This is a genomic window from Pigmentiphaga sp. GD03639 (assembly GCF_029845405.1).
GTDB classification, from domain to species: Bacteria; Pseudomonadota; Gammaproteobacteria; order Burkholderiales; family Burkholderiaceae_B; genus Pigmentiphaga; species Pigmentiphaga daeguensis.
The window spans coordinates 1-16,426 of sequence record NZ_JAOCLR010000045.1; the positions used below are offsets into that span (position 1 = coordinate 1).

The 16,426-nt window shown below is 62.9% G+C and carries 16 protein-coding genes; 12 read left to right on the top strand and 4 right to left on the bottom strand.

Annotation, left to right across the window (positions count from 1 at the left end; all coding sequences use genetic code 11):
- Positions 1-2,941, bottom strand: a 2,941-nt coding sequence (locus tag N5K27_RS27090; RefSeq protein ID WP_279820611.1) for a LysM peptidoglycan-binding domain-containing protein, incomplete at its 3' end; no start/stop codon positions are given.
- A 1-nt stretch (position 2,942) separates the two neighbouring features.
- A complete protein-coding gene (locus N5K27_RS27095) occupies positions 2,943-3,896 on the bottom strand; it encodes a hypothetical protein (RefSeq protein WP_279820613.1) in 954 nt (317 codons plus the stop codon).
- Here N5K27_RS27095 and N5K27_RS27100 point away from each other — a divergent pair.
- From N5K27_RS27100 to fhuE, 12 genes are all read left to right on the top strand, one after another.
- Positions 3,820-4,083 carry a hypothetical protein gene (locus N5K27_RS27100; RefSeq protein WP_279820663.1) on the top strand — a complete coding sequence of 88 codons (264 nt, stop codon included), beginning with the start codon at positions 3,820-3,822 and terminating at the stop codon, positions 4,081-4,083. The genes N5K27_RS27095 and N5K27_RS27100 overlap by 77 nt on opposite strands.
- Before the next feature lie 8 nt (positions 4,084-4,091).
- Complete coding sequence (locus N5K27_RS27105) at positions 4,092-5,270, top strand: flagellar hook-basal body complex protein (protein WP_279820615.1); 1,179 nt, start codon at positions 4,092-4,094, stop codon at positions 5,268-5,270.
- A gap of 1 nt (position 5,271) precedes the next feature.
- Positions 5,272-6,021 carry a FliM/FliN family flagellar motor C-terminal domain-containing protein gene (locus N5K27_RS27110; RefSeq protein WP_279820617.1) on the top strand — a complete coding sequence of 250 codons (750 nt, stop codon included), beginning with the start codon at positions 5,272-5,274 and terminating at the stop codon, positions 6,019-6,021.
- Positions 6,018-6,332: a FliM/FliN family flagellar motor switch protein gene (locus N5K27_RS27115; protein WP_279820618.1), complete on the top strand. Its 315-nt coding sequence runs from the start codon at positions 6,018-6,020 to the stop codon at positions 6,330-6,332. Before N5K27_RS27110 ends, N5K27_RS27115 begins: the two co-directional genes overlap by 4 nt.
- A complete protein-coding gene (locus N5K27_RS27120; protein ID WP_279820620.1) occupies positions 6,333-6,695 on the top strand; it encodes a flagellar biosynthetic protein FliO in 363 nt (120 codons plus the stop codon).
- Positions 6,696-6,726: 31 nt separating this feature from the next.
- Positions 6,727-7,422, top strand: coding sequence for a flagellar type III secretion system pore protein FliP (gene fliP / locus N5K27_RS27125; protein WP_279820622.1), 696 nt, complete (start codon positions 6,727-6,729; stop codon positions 7,420-7,422).
- Positions 7,419-8,189: a sigma-70 family RNA polymerase sigma factor gene (locus tag N5K27_RS27130; protein WP_279820624.1), complete on the top strand. Its 771-nt coding sequence runs from the start codon at positions 7,419-7,421 to the stop codon at positions 8,187-8,189. Before fliP ends, N5K27_RS27130 begins: the two co-directional genes overlap by 4 nt.
- A 9-nt stretch (positions 8,190-8,198) precedes the next feature.
- Positions 8,199-8,762: a hypothetical protein gene (locus N5K27_RS27135; protein WP_279820626.1), complete on the top strand. Its 564-nt coding sequence runs from the start codon at positions 8,199-8,201 to the stop codon at positions 8,760-8,762.
- Positions 8,763-8,777: 15 nt separating this feature from the next.
- Positions 8,778-9,125, top strand: coding sequence for a hypothetical protein (locus N5K27_RS27140; protein ID WP_279820628.1), 348 nt, complete (start codon positions 8,778-8,780; stop codon positions 9,123-9,125).
- A 107-nt stretch (positions 9,126-9,232) separates the two neighbouring features.
- Positions 9,233-10,342: a bifunctional transcriptional activator/DNA repair protein Ada gene (locus tag N5K27_RS27145; RefSeq protein ID WP_279820630.1), complete on the top strand. Its 1,110-nt coding sequence runs from the start codon at positions 9,233-9,235 to the stop codon at positions 10,340-10,342.
- 120 nt (positions 10,343-10,462) lie between these two features.
- Positions 10,463-11,830 carry an LssY C-terminal domain-containing protein gene (locus N5K27_RS27150; protein WP_165963270.1) on the top strand — a complete coding sequence of 456 codons (1,368 nt, stop codon included), beginning with the start codon at positions 10,463-10,465 and terminating at the stop codon, positions 11,828-11,830.
- A 229-nt stretch (positions 11,831-12,059) separates the two neighbouring features.
- Complete coding sequence (gene fhuE / locus N5K27_RS27155; RefSeq protein ID WP_279820632.1) at positions 12,060-14,243, top strand: ferric-rhodotorulic acid/ferric-coprogen receptor FhuE; 2,184 nt, start codon at positions 12,060-12,062, stop codon at positions 14,241-14,243.
- Positions 14,244-14,252: 9 nt separating this feature from the next.
- On the opposite strand, the gene N5K27_RS27160 is transcribed toward fhuE, so the two are convergent.
- Positions 14,253-15,659, bottom strand: coding sequence for a GntP family permease (locus N5K27_RS27160; RefSeq protein WP_279820634.1), 1,407 nt, complete (start codon positions 15,657-15,659; stop codon positions 14,253-14,255).
- An 86-nt stretch (positions 15,660-15,745) separates the two neighbouring features.
- Positions 15,746-16,390: an isochorismatase family protein gene (locus N5K27_RS27165; protein ID WP_254914675.1), complete on the bottom strand. Its 645-nt coding sequence runs from the start codon at positions 16,388-16,390 to the stop codon at positions 15,746-15,748.
- Positions 16,391-16,426 lie beyond the last annotated feature (36 nt).

Below are 16,426 nucleotides of genomic sequence, written 5' to 3' on the forward strand. Positions count from 1 at the left end.
ACTCAGACTCTTTACGCATTTCCCGCGAGATTCGTTGAATTTCTGACGTCACCAGATCTGCCTGACGGTCATTATCTCCGGGTTTGATCTGAGACAAATTCTCGGCAAGAGCATTACCCACAGTTGCACCAATCACATCGAACGCAATATTGCCGATATTCCGGCTTAGACTCTGCCCTCGTACCAGTGCACTAGTCATCCCTGCCGCCAAACCACGCGTCATATACTCCGCGCTACCGTAGCCCTCAGCCCACACGCCACCTACCTGCTGGGCAACACCCCCTGCAATGGCTGAAGCGGCTACACCTTTCCAGTCGAAACTGGACTGCAGCCCCGTCACAACCCCGATGCCTTGTGTGGCTGCCGATCGCATTCCGCCCAGTGCTGCCTGCGTAGCAGTAGCGCTGTTCCCGAACGCACTCGCTACCGCCTTGACCAACCCAGCCTGACCCAGCCCGGCTGTCACCCCTGCTCCAACAGCCCCTAGAGCAACACCAGTCCAACTGAACTTATCCTGTACGCCTGTCGCCATTGCCGTGACTTGTCCTGCCAAAGCTCCCACTGCGCCACCGATTGCAGCGGACGCCAAGCTACCGCCGGCCAACGCCGCTGCGCCACTTGCCATGGCGCCGGCCGTTGCTGCCGTCGCTCCAGCTCCCACCGCCATACCTGGTGCGAGCACTGAAGCGGCAAGCCCTGCCGTGTAAATCGTCGCAACCACCGCCACGACCACTGACAGGATCTGCCCCATCCCGCCACACCCACCCCGCCCCGGCGGCGGAGGCGGCTCGGGCAACGTCGGACTGGTATTCCCCAGCGCCTTGCCCGGGTCATACGGCCGATAGGTCTCCGACGTGTTGTGCACGTTCGTGACCTTGTTCGGCACCCGCAGCACTGTGCCCGCAACCAAGGCATCGTCACCGCTCAAACCGTTCGCATCGGCTAGCATCCACCACAGCGACGCATCGCCCCACAACGAAGTGGCGATGCTGCGCAGCGTATCCCCGCTGCGCACCGTATAGGCCGCCGCTGAAGCACCCGGGTAGGTACTGTTGATCGGCATGTAGTTTTCGTCGAAATCCGCGCCCGCCGACGGCTTGAATCGCTTGTAGTAGTCCTCAGCCTTGGTCTGCTCGGGCGTCGTCCGCGACAGCTCCTGGGCATAATCCACCCGTTCAACGCCATCGTTGCCGACGTTGCCGACGCGGTGACCACCCAGGTAGTAGTAGGAGTGAGAGCGGTTTCCACGCGCACTTTCCAGTTCACCCGTGACGGGATTAGTATCGGCCCCCAGGTACTCATCGCGCCGCAGGACCTGTCCGTCGCCATCAACCAGGTATCTGAACTCACGTTTGCCCACCACGTCGGTCGCGCTTTTCAGATTGCCATTGACGTCATAGGTAAATCTGGAGAATCCGTCCCCCCATCCCGCGCCGGTCTTTATTTCCTTCTGCTTGGCCGAATCCCACCACTCATAGGTATAGGTGGTCGTGGTGCTGGCCGAACCGCCTCCTTGCGTGGCGACCGTTTCCAAGGTGCCGTCAGCGGAATAGTGGTATTGGGTCGTGCGTCCAGTCTGGTTGTCGGTTTCTCCTGTTTGCAGGCCATCCGCGTCCCAGGTACGCGTCACATCCGTGCGCACGCTGTTGCTCTCGTTGCGTTCGATATAGCGCACGACACGTCCGGCCGCGTCGTTGACCCGCTCGGCACGCACGACCCCACCGATGGTTACGGTGGTCAAGTAGCCGTTCGCGTCATAGGCGTAGTTTTCCGTATGCGCCGGCGTCTGGCTGTTGCCTGCGTAGATCGCCGATTGGCGCTGGCCTGCCTTGTCGTACACGATCTGGACGCCGTCTCCTGTCGTACCCGCCACGATGGTGGTCGACGCTCCGCCCCGCGCCCCGGCCAGTTGTCCCATCGTGACCTTGAACCGGTTCATCGCGTCATAGGCGTACCAGTAGTCCTGCTCGACGTTGGTGTTGCCCAGGCCGTCCGTGTACTTGCTGTAGACGCGGCGGCGGTTGCCCACCGCGTCGTACTCATAGCTGATCTCGTAGTCGCCACCCGAGATGGACGTGACACGATTCAGCGCATCGTATTGGATCACCGCATTTTGAAGCGGCGTTCCGCCGGCGACGGCATACATTTCACGGGTTCGGTTGCCGTCCTTATCGTACTGATAGGTCGACGTCGTATGGGCGCCGTTGTCGGTCACGGACGCCAGTAGGCCATTGCCGTAATACGCATAGCTGATCGACTGGCCGCTGGTTCCCTGCTGGCTACTGATCAATCCCGCCTTGTTGTAGGTATAGGTGAACTGATGGCCCCCGAAGTCCCGGTGGCTCAGGACTCGGTCGAAAACATCCAGCTTGTCGGTCGTGTAGAGATTGGCGGCATTCGTCGTCGTTCGCACCCATCCGCCAGCCACCGTGCCGTCGATCCCGACCAGCGTGCTGTCGTAGGTATAGGCGTAGTTCATCGTCGCCCGCCCTTGCGGGGAGACGAAGCGGGTGACGCGGTTGGCCACGTCGTAATAGGTTTTTGTCCGATTGCCAAGCGCGTCGACGCTGGCAATGCGATATCCCAACTGGTCGTATTCGTAGCGTTCGGTGCTGCGGGCATTGCCCTTGTTGGGATCGACCGGCCGTTCCACCAGGATCAACTGGCCCTGGGCATCGTAGGTGTAGTCGGTTCGGCGGTCTTCCTCGTCGATGCTGTAGCGGCGGTTGCCAAACACGTCGAAGCCGAATTTCTTCACCCCGAGGTCCGCATGCCATTCCTGGACGACCATGCTCTTGCCGTCGGGGCCGGTCCGCCACGCCTGGGTATTGACGTTGGTATTGGCATCCCGAACCCCCACCAGCTGACCGAGCAGGTCGTAGTAGTAATAGGTATCGGGCCGGATGCTGGCTTGTAAGCCGGTGGCGGTCGTGTAGCTCACGCTAGGCTGCAGCTTGCGCGTCAGCAGCCCCATGGTGTTGTAGTACAGGTTGCTGCCCGGTGATGGCGCCGGTCAACTCACCCAGCGATTGGTCCGTCGTGCTGAACAAGCCGATATCGATGGGCTGCGCCAAGTTCACACCAGACAGGTTCCAGGTCACCTTGCCAAGAACTGACGAGGCATATAGGTTCTGTGAAACCGTGCTGCCATTCGTGTTCTTGTAGGTGACCTTCACGCGATAGGCGTGCTCGGCCGTTGCAGAATCGAGCGACTTACGCAGATCGAAGAAATCGACCGCGTCGGCCAGGCGTACGTAGAGGCCAGTCCGGTCCACGCGCCAGCCATTACCCGTGTAAGCCTTGTTGTCTGAGCCGGCCACCAAGGATAGGCTGCCCGCGCTGTCGTAGTCCGCGTACTCCTGCCATGGCGTAGCGGCCACGCCTGCTGTGGCGGCGCTCCGCCGGCCAGTGATCTCGCCGTATTTGTTGTAGCGGACCTCCTTGACTAGGGTGGTGATCCAGGTCGTCTGGCTGGGGGTTTTCCAGGTCGAGGCGCGTAGCACCTCCCGGTTCATCGCATCGTATTTGATCAGCTCGGCCTCGTTACGCACGGCGCCGTCGGCGTCGCTGCGATCGATCGACACACGGGTGATGTTTCCGGTCGCATCGTAGTCGTATGTCGTCACCACCCCAGCAATGTTCTGCGTCTTCAGCAACCCCGCATCGTAGGTAAAGGTGGACACACGGTCCGCATCGCCCGCCCCGAGCTTGGTTTCCTGCACCACGGCATTCAGGCCGTTGTAGACGTACTGCGTCGTCGCCCGCACCGACTGGTTCCGGTACCAGGATCCCCTGAAGCCGGTCGAGAATTTCGAGTTCATTTCGCAACTCGCCCAATTCACGTCGCTGGAGCAATCCCGCCAGATCAGCGAAAAGGTCGATACGCTGCTGAGCATCCAGGGATCCACCCAGGCCATCGGCCTGCTGGGCAGGACTGTCGATATATCGGGAACCACCGGCTCGCAAACTGGGATCGTACAGAGCATATCGTTCAAGAACGGCCAACCTGAATTGACCCTGAAGATGGGTGACGATCAATTCCTTCCCAACGTGTTGTTGTCACAGATTGAATCTGTAAGGTAGGACCTGCCATGTTGAATGCTGTCTATACAGGCTTGAGCGGACTGAAGGCCTACTCGGAAGGTTTGCAGACCGTCAGCAACAACGTTGCGAACCTGAATACCGCCGGGTTCAAGTCGTCGGACCCCAGGTTCAGCGAACTGTTCTACCTGGATCGCCCTCCCTTGGGCTCCGCGGGGGGAAACAGCCAATCAGGCAACGGCGTCACTTACTCCCATTCCCGCATCAACTTTTCCCAGGGAGATCTGCGGCCGTCCGAGGAGCAGCTTGACCTTGCACTCAATGGCCGGGGCTTCCTGGTCCTGCGACACGCCGGTGAGCAGGTCTATGTACGGACCGGCCGCTTCCAGCAGTCGGCTTCGGGAACCATCGTCGAGCGCGAATCGGGATATCAGCTGGGGCTTCTCAAGGATGGCCGGATCATCGGCGCCTCCATCGACGGCAGGAATATCAGCCAGCCCCAGGCCACCACCAAGATCAGTTTTGCCGACAATCTCTCCTCGACCGCGGAAACCCATACGATTTCCGGCATCGACACCTACGACGAAGGCGGGGCCAAGAAGACCCTGAACGTGACGTTCACCGCCAAGGGTGCGGATCATCCGGGAAAATGGAACGTCGTCGTCAAGGACTCCGCTGGAAGCACGATCAAGGAATTCGAGATTTCGTTCATCGGCAGCCTCATCGCGCCTGGCAGCGAAACCATCGATGTCGACATCGGCTCGGGTACCGCTGCCCACACCGTCAGCTTCGACTTCAGTGCCATCACGCACCTGTCCACCGGTACGACCTCCAGCCTGAAAGTCGGCAGCAAGGACGGTTACGGGACTGGAGAAATTTCGTTCATCTCGGTGGATGAAAACGGCGAACTGATCATCAACTACAGCAATGCCCAGAAAACATCCCTGGGCGTGGTTGCTGTCGCGGACTTCTCCGACCCGTCCCAATTGCGACTGGCCGGGAACAGTCAGTTCAAGGCTCCCGACGAAGCCCGATACCGTTTGCTGAAAAGCGGGCAGGACGGCGTCGGCACCGTGACCGGCAAATCCCAGGAGGCCTCGAACGTGGATCTATCGGGTGAATTCGGAGAGTTGATTCTTGTCCAGCGCGGCTTCCAGGCCTCGTCGCAGGTCTTGAACATGGCCAACGAAATGATCCAGCAATTGTTCGATCTGCAGGGTCGCCGATAACATGACCGCCTACCCCTGGCGTCCGCTCGGCTCCAAGGATCTCGATCAACTCCAGCGTCTTGTTCGCACAGCGCTGGAAGATTGGGAGCAGCGCTGGTTCGGACGCGACATCCTGGCCGTTTCAGAAGGTGTCTATCTGCCAGACTCGGCGATGACACCTATTTCGGGGCAAGATCAGCATACCGGCCTCGGCGTGCGTATCAATGAAACCTCGGCTCGTTTACTTTGCCAGGCGGCATTGAATACGGAGGCCAGGCCAGCCCAAGAGCTGGCCCGGCAAATCGTCGAAACGCTGTGCGCAGCCATTTCCACCGAACTGGTGAAAATATTGCGCCAACGCTTTGGCGACATGACGCAGTCCTCATCCGGCTTGCCAGGCATCGTTCAGTTCCAGCTTTGCCTGCTTGCAGGTGATGCTTCCATCGACCTCGAGGTCGGCGTTCAACAGGCCTTGCAACTGCTCTCGGGAACGCAGCCCCCGGCCGAGACTCCTCCATCCACTCCGATTCGCGAGGCGCTGGATGGCGTGCCCGTCGGCATCGAGGCCCTCCTTGGAACCGCCGTTCTGACTTTAGGGGAACTGAAGAGCCTCGAGGCAGGCGACATCATTCGTCTCGATACACACCTGGAACAACCCGCCGGCCTTCGACTCCTTGCCGGAAAACGAAAGGTCGAATTCGGTACCGCACATATCAAGCAATCCAACGGAGCCTTCTCGTTGGAAATTGACAGCCTTTCATCACGATCATGAAATCAGAACCCTTCGCCACGATCGCTTCCGTCGTCTTTCCCGAGCCGTCTTCCGCCCCATCGGACCAGGGCTCTTCAGGACCATCGGCCAGCATCATCGACGACGTGCCGGTAACGCTGGAGGCCGTCCTCGGACGTGCCGAGCTCCAAGTGAAAGACCTCCTGGCATTGCGGCCCGGCAGCCAGCTTGGCCTGACCACCGCCCTGACCTCGCCCATAGAAGTGCGCCTCAATCAGAAAGTGGTGGCCTATGCGGAAATCGTGGCCATAGACGCCAACTTTGGACTCCGCATCAAGTCAGTGGTGAACTAGTTGAAGCAATACAGGTTCTACACGATGGTCGCGCAATTGGCCATCATGTCTTCCGCCCACGCGGAGCTGGCGGGCAACCCCGAGTCGCCTATCAACTATGCCCGGTTCGGTCTGGGCGTCGGGCTCTGCCTTCTCGTGTTGGTCGCGCTCGCCGTCCTGCGGCGCTTCCGGCCGGGCACCGCCGGCAGGCCGGCGCTGCGGCGTTTACGGCTCGTCGAATCTTTGCCACTGGGACCTCGGCAGCGGCTGCACCTGCTCGAATGCGACGGCCAGCGGTTTCTTCTCCTGGCGGGTGCAGGCGGCTCGGCCCAATTGCTTCCGCTGGATGGCGGGCACCAAGGAGCGGCCAATGAGCTCGGCTAGATCCTGCGCTCCCATCCTTCTTCTGACATGCATGCTTGGCGGCCTGCCGCTGTTTGCCCATGCGGCACAGGCGAACCCGGTGTCGAACATGTTGTCAGGCACCCTGTCGGACCCGATACGCATCGTCCTGCTCCTGACGTTTCTCAGCCTGGGGCCCGCTTTCATCGTCACGATGACGGCTTTCGTCCGTATCGTGATCGTTCTCGCCATGATCCGCCACGCCTTCGGCATGCCGGAGACGCCTCCGACTCCCGTGCTGATCGGCCTGGCCTTGTTCATGACGGCCTTCGTCATGATGACGCCTCTTGAAAAACTCAACCAACAGGCCCTTCAACCACTGCTGGCAGGAACGATATCGGTCCAGGAGGCCTTGGACAAAGGCTCTGCGCCGATCCGGGATTTCATGTTGGCCCAGATCGGGGACAACGATCTCAAGCTGATGTACGAGCTTTCCAAGAAACCACTTCCCGAAAGCCCTGACCAGGTCAGCCTGTTTCAATTGACGCCCGCGTTCATCCTGAACGAATTCCGCGTGGCATTCCAGATAGGTTTCGTCGTCCTGCTGCCCTTTCTGCTCATCGATCTGGTGGTGTCGAGCATTCTGCTGTCGCTGGGCATGCTGATGGTCCCTCCCGCTACCATCGCGCTCCCCTTGAAGGTTCTGATGTTCGTCCTGATCGACGGATGGGGCCTGATCCTGAGAGGACTGCTCGGCAGCTTCCGATGAACTCCCTTCCCTCGGACGCCGACCGCCCCGCTCTTCCCGACGAGGCTCCAACCACGGAAGCCGAGCTCTGGCAGGCATTTCACCTCACCCGATCGTCCGAGGCCCGGGAAGCCGTTTTCCTGCATTACCTTGCCCATGCGAAGACCATTACCGCACGGGTCTATGCCAGGCGCCAGTACGACGACATCGACTTCCAGGATCTGTATCAACTGGGCTGCATCGGCCTCCTGGAAGCCATAGACGTCTTCGATCCGCACCGGGAAGCCTCCTTTCGGACATTCAGCTTCGCCCGTATCGAAGGAAATATCCTGAATGGCATCTCGCGTCTTACTGACGGTCAAGAGCAGGTCTTTCTACGGTCCCGAATCAAGAAGGACCGCCTCGCTTCCCTGAAGGACCCGGCGGCGGGTTCGACGAAAAAGGACGCGTTCTCGCAGCTTTGCGACGTGGCGACAGGCATGGCGATTGGATTCATGCTCGAGGACACCAGGATGTGGGTCTCCTCGGACTCCGCGCATGGCGACATGAACGCCTATCGCACGGCGGCCTGGAAGCAAAGCCAGGACAAGCTCCGTGCCCAGGTCGACCGATTGCCCGCCAACGAGAAACGGGTCATCCTGTATCACTACTATTACGGGCTGGCGTTCGAGAGCATTGCCGCCGCCATGGGGCTGTCGAAAGGACGAATCTCCCAACTCCATCGCAGCGCCCTGAACGGACTGAAGAAGAGCCTCCCGCCCTCTGCCGCGCTATCCATTACCCGATAAAGGCTACCCATGAACCCCGGACTGCTTTGCGACGACCAGACTCTCGCCCGTATTCTCGACGCGATGCGCGCGGATTCCCCCGATGCGCGGGAACAGCTGACGAACGCCTTGAAAACCTGGGAATCCGATGCCCGACTGCATTTTCTGCTCGGATCGGTCATGGCCAGCGACCGGGACTATGCCGGAGCGGAACTGGAAATGATCAAAGCGGTCGGTCTCTCCCCGGAAACGGACATCTATCGATTCCAGCTTGGTCTTCTGCAATTGACATGCGGAAGCGCGGAAGCTGCTCGCGCCACGCTTTCTCCTCTTGCGGGTTTTCCAGGCAGCCAGGAAGGGCTGAAGGTATTCGCCAGTGGTCTCATGGCCCTCCTGAACGACGACATGACGGTCGCCCTGGACCACCTGCAGCGAGGCGTGCAACTCAACACCCAGCATCCTGAGCTGAATCACGACATCGGCCTGATCGTGGAAAAGCTGAAAGCGGCGCTTCCGCGGCAGGATCAGCATGAGTCCGGCCCCTCCACCCATCTGCTACTATCCGGCTACTGGGACAACGCCACGAAGCACTGATCGCCGGGACTTCCCATGGACTCGTTGTCGAAACTCAACCAAGTCGCGCACATCCTACGGCGTCGCCTGGCAAATACCGATACGGCGGCAAAAAAGCCGGAGGGCCGCTCCGCCACGCAACAGGCGCCTGCCCAGGACCTCAAACAGGTCGTCGGCCAGAAGATCAAGCAGCTCAAATCTTCCGGCGCCCAGGAGCGCCAGCTTCACCGGGCCACAATCGCCGCGATCCTGCAGCATCAGTTCGGCGACGACTCGCTGACCCTGGACCCCGACTACCAGCACCTGATCGATTTGGTCTGCGAAGCCATCGAAAGCGATCCAGAGCTCCTTGCTGCGGTGGGCAGTATTGTGGACGAAGCCTGATTGACCCCCTGCTTCCGGACAATAAGAAATACTCGTCCATTTTTCGGTTGTGACGCGCCCGGGCCAAACTCCATACTGGCGCCATTCAGACAAGCCGCCCTCCGACCATGCTGATCACCGACAACCGGCAAATCGACACCTACTACCGCGCCCTGCTCGACCGCGCCGCCGATCACGTAGGCATCTTCTATGTCGGCGTAAGAACCACCGGCGTGTTCTGCATCGCCACCTGCCGCGCACGCAAGCCCAAGCGCGAGAACGTGGTGTTCTATACCGACTTCAAGGAAGCGCTGGATGCCGGCTACCGGCCTTGCAAGGTATGCAGGCCGACCGAGAACGCCCATGCCGCGCCGCCGGAAGTGGCCGAGGCTGTCGACTGGGTGCGCCGGCATCCCAAGGAGCGACTGAGCGATTGGCAGCTCAGGCAGCGCGGGCTGAGCCCCGAGCGGATCCGGCGCTGGTTCCAGCGGCACCACCGCATGAGCTTCCAGGCGTTCCAGCGTTCGCTGCGCATCAATACGGCGCTGGAGGAATTGAAGACCGGCCGCCGTGCCACCGACGCCGCGCTGGACAACGGCTACGAGTCGCTCAGCGGCTTTGGCTACACCGTCAAGAAGCTGACCGGCGGCGCGCCTACGGCCGAGGCCAGCGTGTTGTTGATCCATCGCTTCACCACGCCGCTGGGCCCGATGTTCGCCTGCGCCAGTGAGCGCGGCCTCTGCCTGCTGGAGTTCGTGGATCGCCGGATGCTGGAGACCGAGTTCAAGGACCTGCAACGGCTGCTGCGGGCGCGCATCCTGGCGGGCGAGAACGCGCATACGCGGCAGGCCGAGCGCGAGATCGGCGAGTATTTCGCGGGCGTGCGGCAGCGGTTCGATCTGCTGCTCGATACCCCGGGCAGCGAGTTCCAGCAGTCTGTGTGGCGGGCGCTGCAAGCCATTCCCTATGGCCACACCGCCAGCTATGCCGAGCAGGCGGCGAAGATGGGCAGGCCGCAGGCCGTGCGCGCGGTGGCGGGCGCCAATGGCGCCAACCGGGTGGCGATCGTCGTCCCTTGCCACCGGGTCGTGGGCAAGGATGGGGCGTTGACCGGCTACGGCGGTGGCCTGGCCCGCAAGCAATGGCTGCTGGAGCATGAGCAGCGGCTGCAATGCTCCGCGGCAACCCGGCCGCACTTCTGTCACGGTCAAGGTGGGCCAGGCCAACATAAAAAATGATCGTTATTTGAAAATCGGCAAGGTTATGAAATGGTTTTGCGGCATCATTGATGCTTTTGCCACCAGCTTGGCGCAGTGGGGGTGATCGCGCGGTGCCCCCTATCGATGCGAAGGGGGACCATGAACAAGCCCAGCGCCCTTGATACCCGATGGATGGACGGTGCGGCCGCCTCGGCGCGTGCCCTGCTCGGCGCGCTCGCCCTGTCCCTGCTGTCCGCCTGCGCCGGTCCGGCCGCCTCCCCGAAAGACTCCCAGGCTGCCTCTTCCATGGATCCGTCCCAGGCGGAACGAAGCTACCTGGATCGCGCGAATCGCCAGGCGATGACACGCGGCCAGGTCACCGTCAGCGTCGCGGCGCTGCGCGACGAGGAAAGCGCAGCCAGCTTCGGACTGCCCCTGGCCGAGCATGGCGTGCAACCCGTCTGGGTCAGGATCGAGAACCGCAGCACGCTTCCCTACTGGTTCATGCCGGTGTTCATGGATCGCGACTTCTACTCCGCGCGCGAGGCCGCCTATCTTTTCCACTCGGGCTCGGGCGGCGCATCGGCGGCGCAGATCGAACGCCAGTTGACCGCGCGCCAGATCAAGGTGCATGTTCCGCCCGGCCAAACGGTCAGCGGTTTCGTCTACACCAATGTCACGCGGGGCATCAAGTTGGTCAACGTCGAGCTGCTGGGGGCCCGGCATGTGCTGCGCTTCGACTTCGCCAGGGAACTGCCTGGCGGCGGCTTCGACTACCAGACCATCGATCCCGAGCGGCTTTATCAGCCGGAGCGCCGGGTCCGGGTCGACCTGGCTTCGCTGGGCTCCGCCTTGCAGAAGCTCCCCTGCTGCACCACCAATGCCCAGGGCAGCGAGCAAGGCGATCCGCTGAACCTGGTGATGGTCGGGTCCGAGCATGACGTGCTGGTCGCGCTGGTCCGGGCGGGATGGGATTTCACCGAGACCATCAACGCGTCCAGCGTCGGCCGCATGATCGGCGTGTTTGCCTTCGGCGGCAGCTATCGCACGTCGCCGGTCAGCGCGCTGCATTTCGCTGGCCGTCCACAGGATTTCTCCATGCAGCGCGCGCGGGCCAGCATCTCGCAGCGCAATCATCTGCGTCTTTGGCTGACACCGTTGCAGGTGGACGGCGTGCCGGTCTGGGCTGGCCAGATCAGCCGCGACATCGGCGTGAAGGTCACCACCCGCTCCCCCACGCTGACGACGCACGTGATCGATCCCGACGTGGACGAAGCCCGCGACTACCTGCTGCAGGACATGCTGATGACCAGCAACGTGGCACGCTGGGGCTACGTCGACGGCGTGGGCGAGGCCAGCCAGGCGCAGCCTCGCGCCAACCTGGCCGGCGATCCGTATTTCACCGATGGCCGGCGGCTGGTGCTTTTCGTGGCGCAAAGCCCGCGCGCCATGCAGGACGCCGAATTCGTCCAGTGGCATCCGCATGCGGATGGCTGCGATCCCGCCAGGCGCCATTGCGGCAAATGAACTAGAAACGCCTGATCGCCCGCCCCCGCCGGACGGGAACACCACTGTTGCCTCTAGCAAACATTCGAATAAAAAGTAAACACAAGTACAAATAAAAACAATTATCATTCATAATTCGCAAGGGGGAATCCGGTTTTCCAGCGCCGACGCTGGCGACGTGCCGCCACGGCCGTTCGCCTCCGGATCTTGTGCGCCCGTTCAATGCAGACCGACCATCATGAGGGAGAAAATGGCAGCCCGCCCAGCCGTATCCGTTCAACTCAAGCGACTCAGCCTGTGCATGGCCGCAGCCCTTCCGCTGTACGCGTCGGCGCAGGACGCACCAGCCGTGCTGCCGGAAATCAAGGTCAACGCCGCCCCCCAGGGCGAAGACTCGGCCACCACTGAAGGCACCGGGTCGTACACCACGACGGGCCCCTCCCGCACCGCCACTCCGCTGGGCCTGAGCCTGCGCGACACGCCTCAATCCGTGACGGTAGTCACGCAGCAGCGCTTCGAAGACCAGCGGCTGCAAACCATCACCGACGTGCTGAACAACACCACGGGCGTCTCGGTGAACCAGTACGAGACCCATCGCGCCCAGTTCAACGCCCGCGGCTTCGACATCAACGCCCTGATGATCGACGGCGTGCCGACCACCTGGGACCAGCCCTGGAGCTCGGGCGAGATCTTCAGCAGCCTGGTGACGTATGACCGCGTGGAAATCGTGCGCGGCGCAACCGGGCTGACCACCGGCTCGGGCAACCCCTCCGCGGCCGTCAACATGGTCCGCAAGCGGGCCGGCAGCAAGGAATTCACCGGCGCCGCGGAACTGGACCTGGGCAGTTGGAACCAGCGCCGTGGCATGGTCGACCTGTCCACTCCCGTCAATACGGCCAAGACGGTGCGGCTGCGCGTGGTGGGCGAACACGCGGAGCGGGACAGCTGGGTCGATCGGCTCAGCAACAAGAACCAGACGCTGTTCGCCACGCTGGAAGCCGACCTGACCAGCAACACCCTGCTCACGGCCGGCCTGAGCTACCAGAAGAACAAGGCCCGCGGCCCGATGTGGGGAGGCCTGCCGCTGTGGTACAGCGACGGCACGCCCACCAACTGGGACCGCTCCAAGAGCGCGGCGGCCGACTGGACGCGCTGGGACACGACCTACCAGACCTATTTCGCCTCGCTGCAGCACCGCTTCGACAACGACTGGCGGGTCAAGCTCAGCTACAACCGCAGCGAGCGCAAGGCCGACTCCTACCTGCTCTACCTGTCGGGCGCGCCCGATCGGACGACCGGCCTGGGCATGACCACCTTCGCCGGCTCCTATGACGTGAAGACGACGCAGGACGACGTGGCCGTGCAGGCCGACGGCCCGTTCGAACTGCTGGGCCGCAAGCACCAACTGGCCTTCGGCTACGTCTACGCCAACCAGAAGTTCAACGCCGATGCCCGCGCGGCCAATCCAGCGGGCGGCCTCGCACCGGACTTCAACGCCTGGAACGGCACCTTCCCGGAACCCAGCTGGGGCGCTCCCACCTTCTACGAGAACGGCACCACCACCCAGCAGGCCATCTACGGCGTCGCGCGCTTCAATGTGACCGATCCGCTCAAGGTGATCCTTGGCGCCCGGATGACGAACTACCGGAAAAAAGGCGACGTGGCCTACAGCGGCGCCTACGAGGTCAAGAGCGACAACGAGCTGACGCCCTACGCCGGCGTGATCTACGACCTGAACGACCAGTACTCGCTCTACGCCAGCTACACCGACATCTTCCTGCCCCAGAACGCGCGCGACGTGACCGGCCGCTACCTCGACCCGGTCAAGGGCAAGGCCATGGAAACGGGCATCAAGGGCGAGTTCCTGGATGGCCGGGTGAATGCCTCCGCGTCGGTGTTCCACATCAAGCAGAACAACCTGGCGCAGCAGACCACCGACACCGTGCCCGGGACCAACCCGCCCGAGACCGCCTATCGCGCCGTGGATGGCGCGACCAGCAAGGGCTTCGAACTGGAAGTCGCGGGCGAACTGGCCCCCAACTGGAACCTGAGCGCCGGCTACACGCACTTCCGGGCCAAGGCCGCCGACGGCACGGACGTGAACAGCCTGTACCCGCGCCGGCTGTTCCGCCTGTTCACCACCTACCGCCTGCCGGGCGCATGGAGCGGGCTGACGCTGGGCGGCGGCCTGAGCTGGCAGGGCAAGACCTACACGCACGCGACGAACCCGCTGGGCACGGTCGAGAAGGTCGAGCAGAAGGACTACGCCCTGGTCGGCCTGATGGCGCGCTACGAGATCAACAAGCAGATGACCGCGCAGTTGAACATCAACAACCTGTTCGACAAGCGGTACTACGGCATGTTCGCGGCCTACAGCCAGCTTACCTACGGCGCGCCGCGCAACGTCACGGTCAGCCTGAAGTACAAGTTCTGAGCCCCCGCCTCAGAACCCGCCGAACATCGTCCCCAGCGCGATGACCAGCACCAGCGCCGGCAGCGGAAAAAGGATCGTCACCGCGGCGATGTCTCCATACGACTGCCGGTGCGTCAGCTTGCAGATGGCCAGGAGCGTGATGATGGCGCCGCAGTGCGGCAAGGTGTCCATGCCGCCGGCGGCCATCACGGCCACGCGGTGCATCAGCTCGGCGCTGATGCCCGCCTCGTGGGCCATGCGCAGGTAGTCCTGTCCCAGCGTCTGCAAGGCGATGCTCAAGCCGCCCGAGGACGAACCGGTGATGCCCGCCAGCACGTTCATCGCCACCGCCTCGGAGATCAGCGGATTGCCCGGCGCCACGTTCAGCACCGCGTCGCGGATGATGGCGAACCCCGCCAGGCCCGCGATGATCGCGCCGTAGCCGACCTCGGATGCCGTGTTGAACAATGGCAGCATGAACCCGAACACGCCCTGGTTGATGGTGTTCTTCAGGTTGCTCCAATGCTTGAGCCGCAGCAGCACCAGCGCCGTGCAGGCCGTGGCCAGCGCGATGATCAGCGCCCACAGGCCGACGATCTTCTGCGGCGCCAGATCGGGAAAGCGCTGGGCCAGGAACGAGAAATCCACCGCTGGGAACACCACGTAGGTGAACAAGGCGTTGATCCCCACCACCAGCAGCAGCGGCAGCAAGGCCAGCGGCACGGGCATGACCGACCACCGGGCGTCCTGCTCCGCCTCCGCCGGCGTGCCCTCCCGCGCGTCGTCGTGGTCGCCGTAGCCTTCCCCCGCGGCATGGGCGGCCGCGGCGCGGCGCCGCAGCCACCAGGTGCCGCCGCCGAACATGATCGCGGCCGCGATGATGCCCAGGCCGGGCGCGGCGAAGACGTTGGTGCCGAAGTACGGGATGGGAATGGCGTTCTGGATGGCGGGCGTGCCGGGCAAGGCGGTCATGGTGAAGGTGAAGGCGCCCAGCGCGATCGTGGCGGGGATCAGCCGCTTGGGTATCCGCGCCGCCCTGAACAGGTCGACCGCGACCGGGTAGATCGCGAAGGCCACCACGAACAGGGACACGCCGCCATAAGTCAGCAGCGCGCAGGCCAGCACCACGGTGACGATGGCGTGCTTCTCGCCCACGCTGGCGACGATCCAGCGCGACAGCGTATTGGCGGCCCCCGAGTCGGCCATCAGTTGGCCAAACAGCGAGCCCAGCAGGAAAATGGGCAGGAACTGCAGCACGTAGCCGCTCAGGGCGGTCATGAACGTGCCGGTATAGATGGGCAGCAGCAATGCCGCGTCCCCGGACAGCACCACCGCCAGCGCGCCCATCAGCGGCGCCAGCAGCAGCACGGTCACGCCGCGATAGGCCAGGTACATCAACAACGCCAGGGAAACGACGATGGCGAGCGTGCTGGTCATGGGATTCCTTCGGGCAAGGCCTGACAAAGCCCGATCATCTCATACCGACGCGACAGTCTCCGGTCCGGGCCCCAGGCGCCGCCCTTCTAGGCCAGCCCCCGCAGGTAGGCCAGCGTTTCCTCCAGGCCGACCACGTCGCCGTATTTGGTGTCGAGATCGAACAGGCTTTGCGCGTGCGCCGCGGCCGAGCGGTCGCCCACGCCTTCCTGCACCACCATGGGGCGGAACCCCAGTTGGCAGGCGTCCACGGCGGTGGCGCGCACGCAGCCGCTGGTGGACGTGCCCGTCAGGATCAGCGTATCGACACCCAGGTTCTGCAACCGGGACGCGAGATCGGTGCCGAAGAAACACGACGCGTATTTCTTGACCAACACGATGTCGTGCTCCCGGCGATGCAGCCGCGCATCGACGTGGTGGCCGTCGCCCTCGGCCGCCAGGGACATCGTTCCCTTCTGCTTGATCGCCCACAGCCCCGCGTCGCGCATCTGCGGATCGTCGTAGCGCACGCAGGTGAAGATGACCGGCACGCCCTTCCCGGCGGCGACGTCCAGCAAGGCGTTGGTGGCGGCGACCTGGGCCGAGAGATCGGCGCCCAGCGGACGCGACGGATCGGTGAAGCCGTTGGTCAGGTCCACCACCATCAGCGCGGGCCGCCGGCCGAACCCCAGCCGCACGGCGAAACCGCGTTCGTGGAAGAAGGCGTAATCCGGGTGCTGCGAAATATCGATCAATTGCTTCGTCCTGGCAGGGTCGATGTCCGCCATTAG

Coding starts and splice junctions, on each gene's coding strand:
- N5K27_RS27130 (WP_279820624.1), top strand. CDS start 7,419: ATGAACTCCCTTCCCTCGGACGCCGACCGCCCCGCTCTTCCCGACGAG.
- fhuE (WP_279820632.1), top strand. CDS start 12,060: ATGGCAGCCCGCCCAGCCGTATCCGTTCAACTCAAGCGACTCAGCCTG.
- N5K27_RS27145 (WP_279820630.1), top strand. CDS start 9,233: ATGCTGATCACCGACAACCGGCAAATCGACACCTACTACCGCGCCCTG.
- N5K27_RS27160 (WP_279820634.1), bottom strand. CDS start 15,659: ATGACCAGCACGCTCGCCATCGTCGTTTCCCTGGCGTTGTTGATGTAC.
- N5K27_RS27105 (WP_279820615.1), top strand. CDS start 4,092: ATGTTGAATGCTGTCTATACAGGCTTGAGCGGACTGAAGGCCTACTCG.
- N5K27_RS27150 (WP_165963270.1), top strand. CDS start 10,463: ATGAACAAGCCCAGCGCCCTTGATACCCGATGGATGGACGGTGCGGCC.
- N5K27_RS27115 (WP_279820618.1), top strand. CDS start 6,018: ATGAAATCAGAACCCTTCGCCACGATCGCTTCCGTCGTCTTTCCCGAG.
- N5K27_RS27135 (WP_279820626.1), top strand. CDS start 8,199: ATGAACCCCGGACTGCTTTGCGACGACCAGACTCTCGCCCGTATTCTC.
- N5K27_RS27140 (WP_279820628.1), top strand. CDS start 8,778: ATGGACTCGTTGTCGAAACTCAACCAAGTCGCGCACATCCTACGGCGT.
- fliP (WP_279820622.1), top strand. CDS start 6,727: ATGCTTGGCGGCCTGCCGCTGTTTGCCCATGCGGCACAGGCGAACCCG.
- N5K27_RS27110 (WP_279820617.1), top strand. CDS start 5,272: ATGACCGCCTACCCCTGGCGTCCGCTCGGCTCCAAGGATCTCGATCAA.
- N5K27_RS27095 (WP_279820613.1), bottom strand. CDS start 3,896: ATGCTCAGCAGCGTATCGACCTTTTCGCTGATCTGGCGGGATTGCTCC.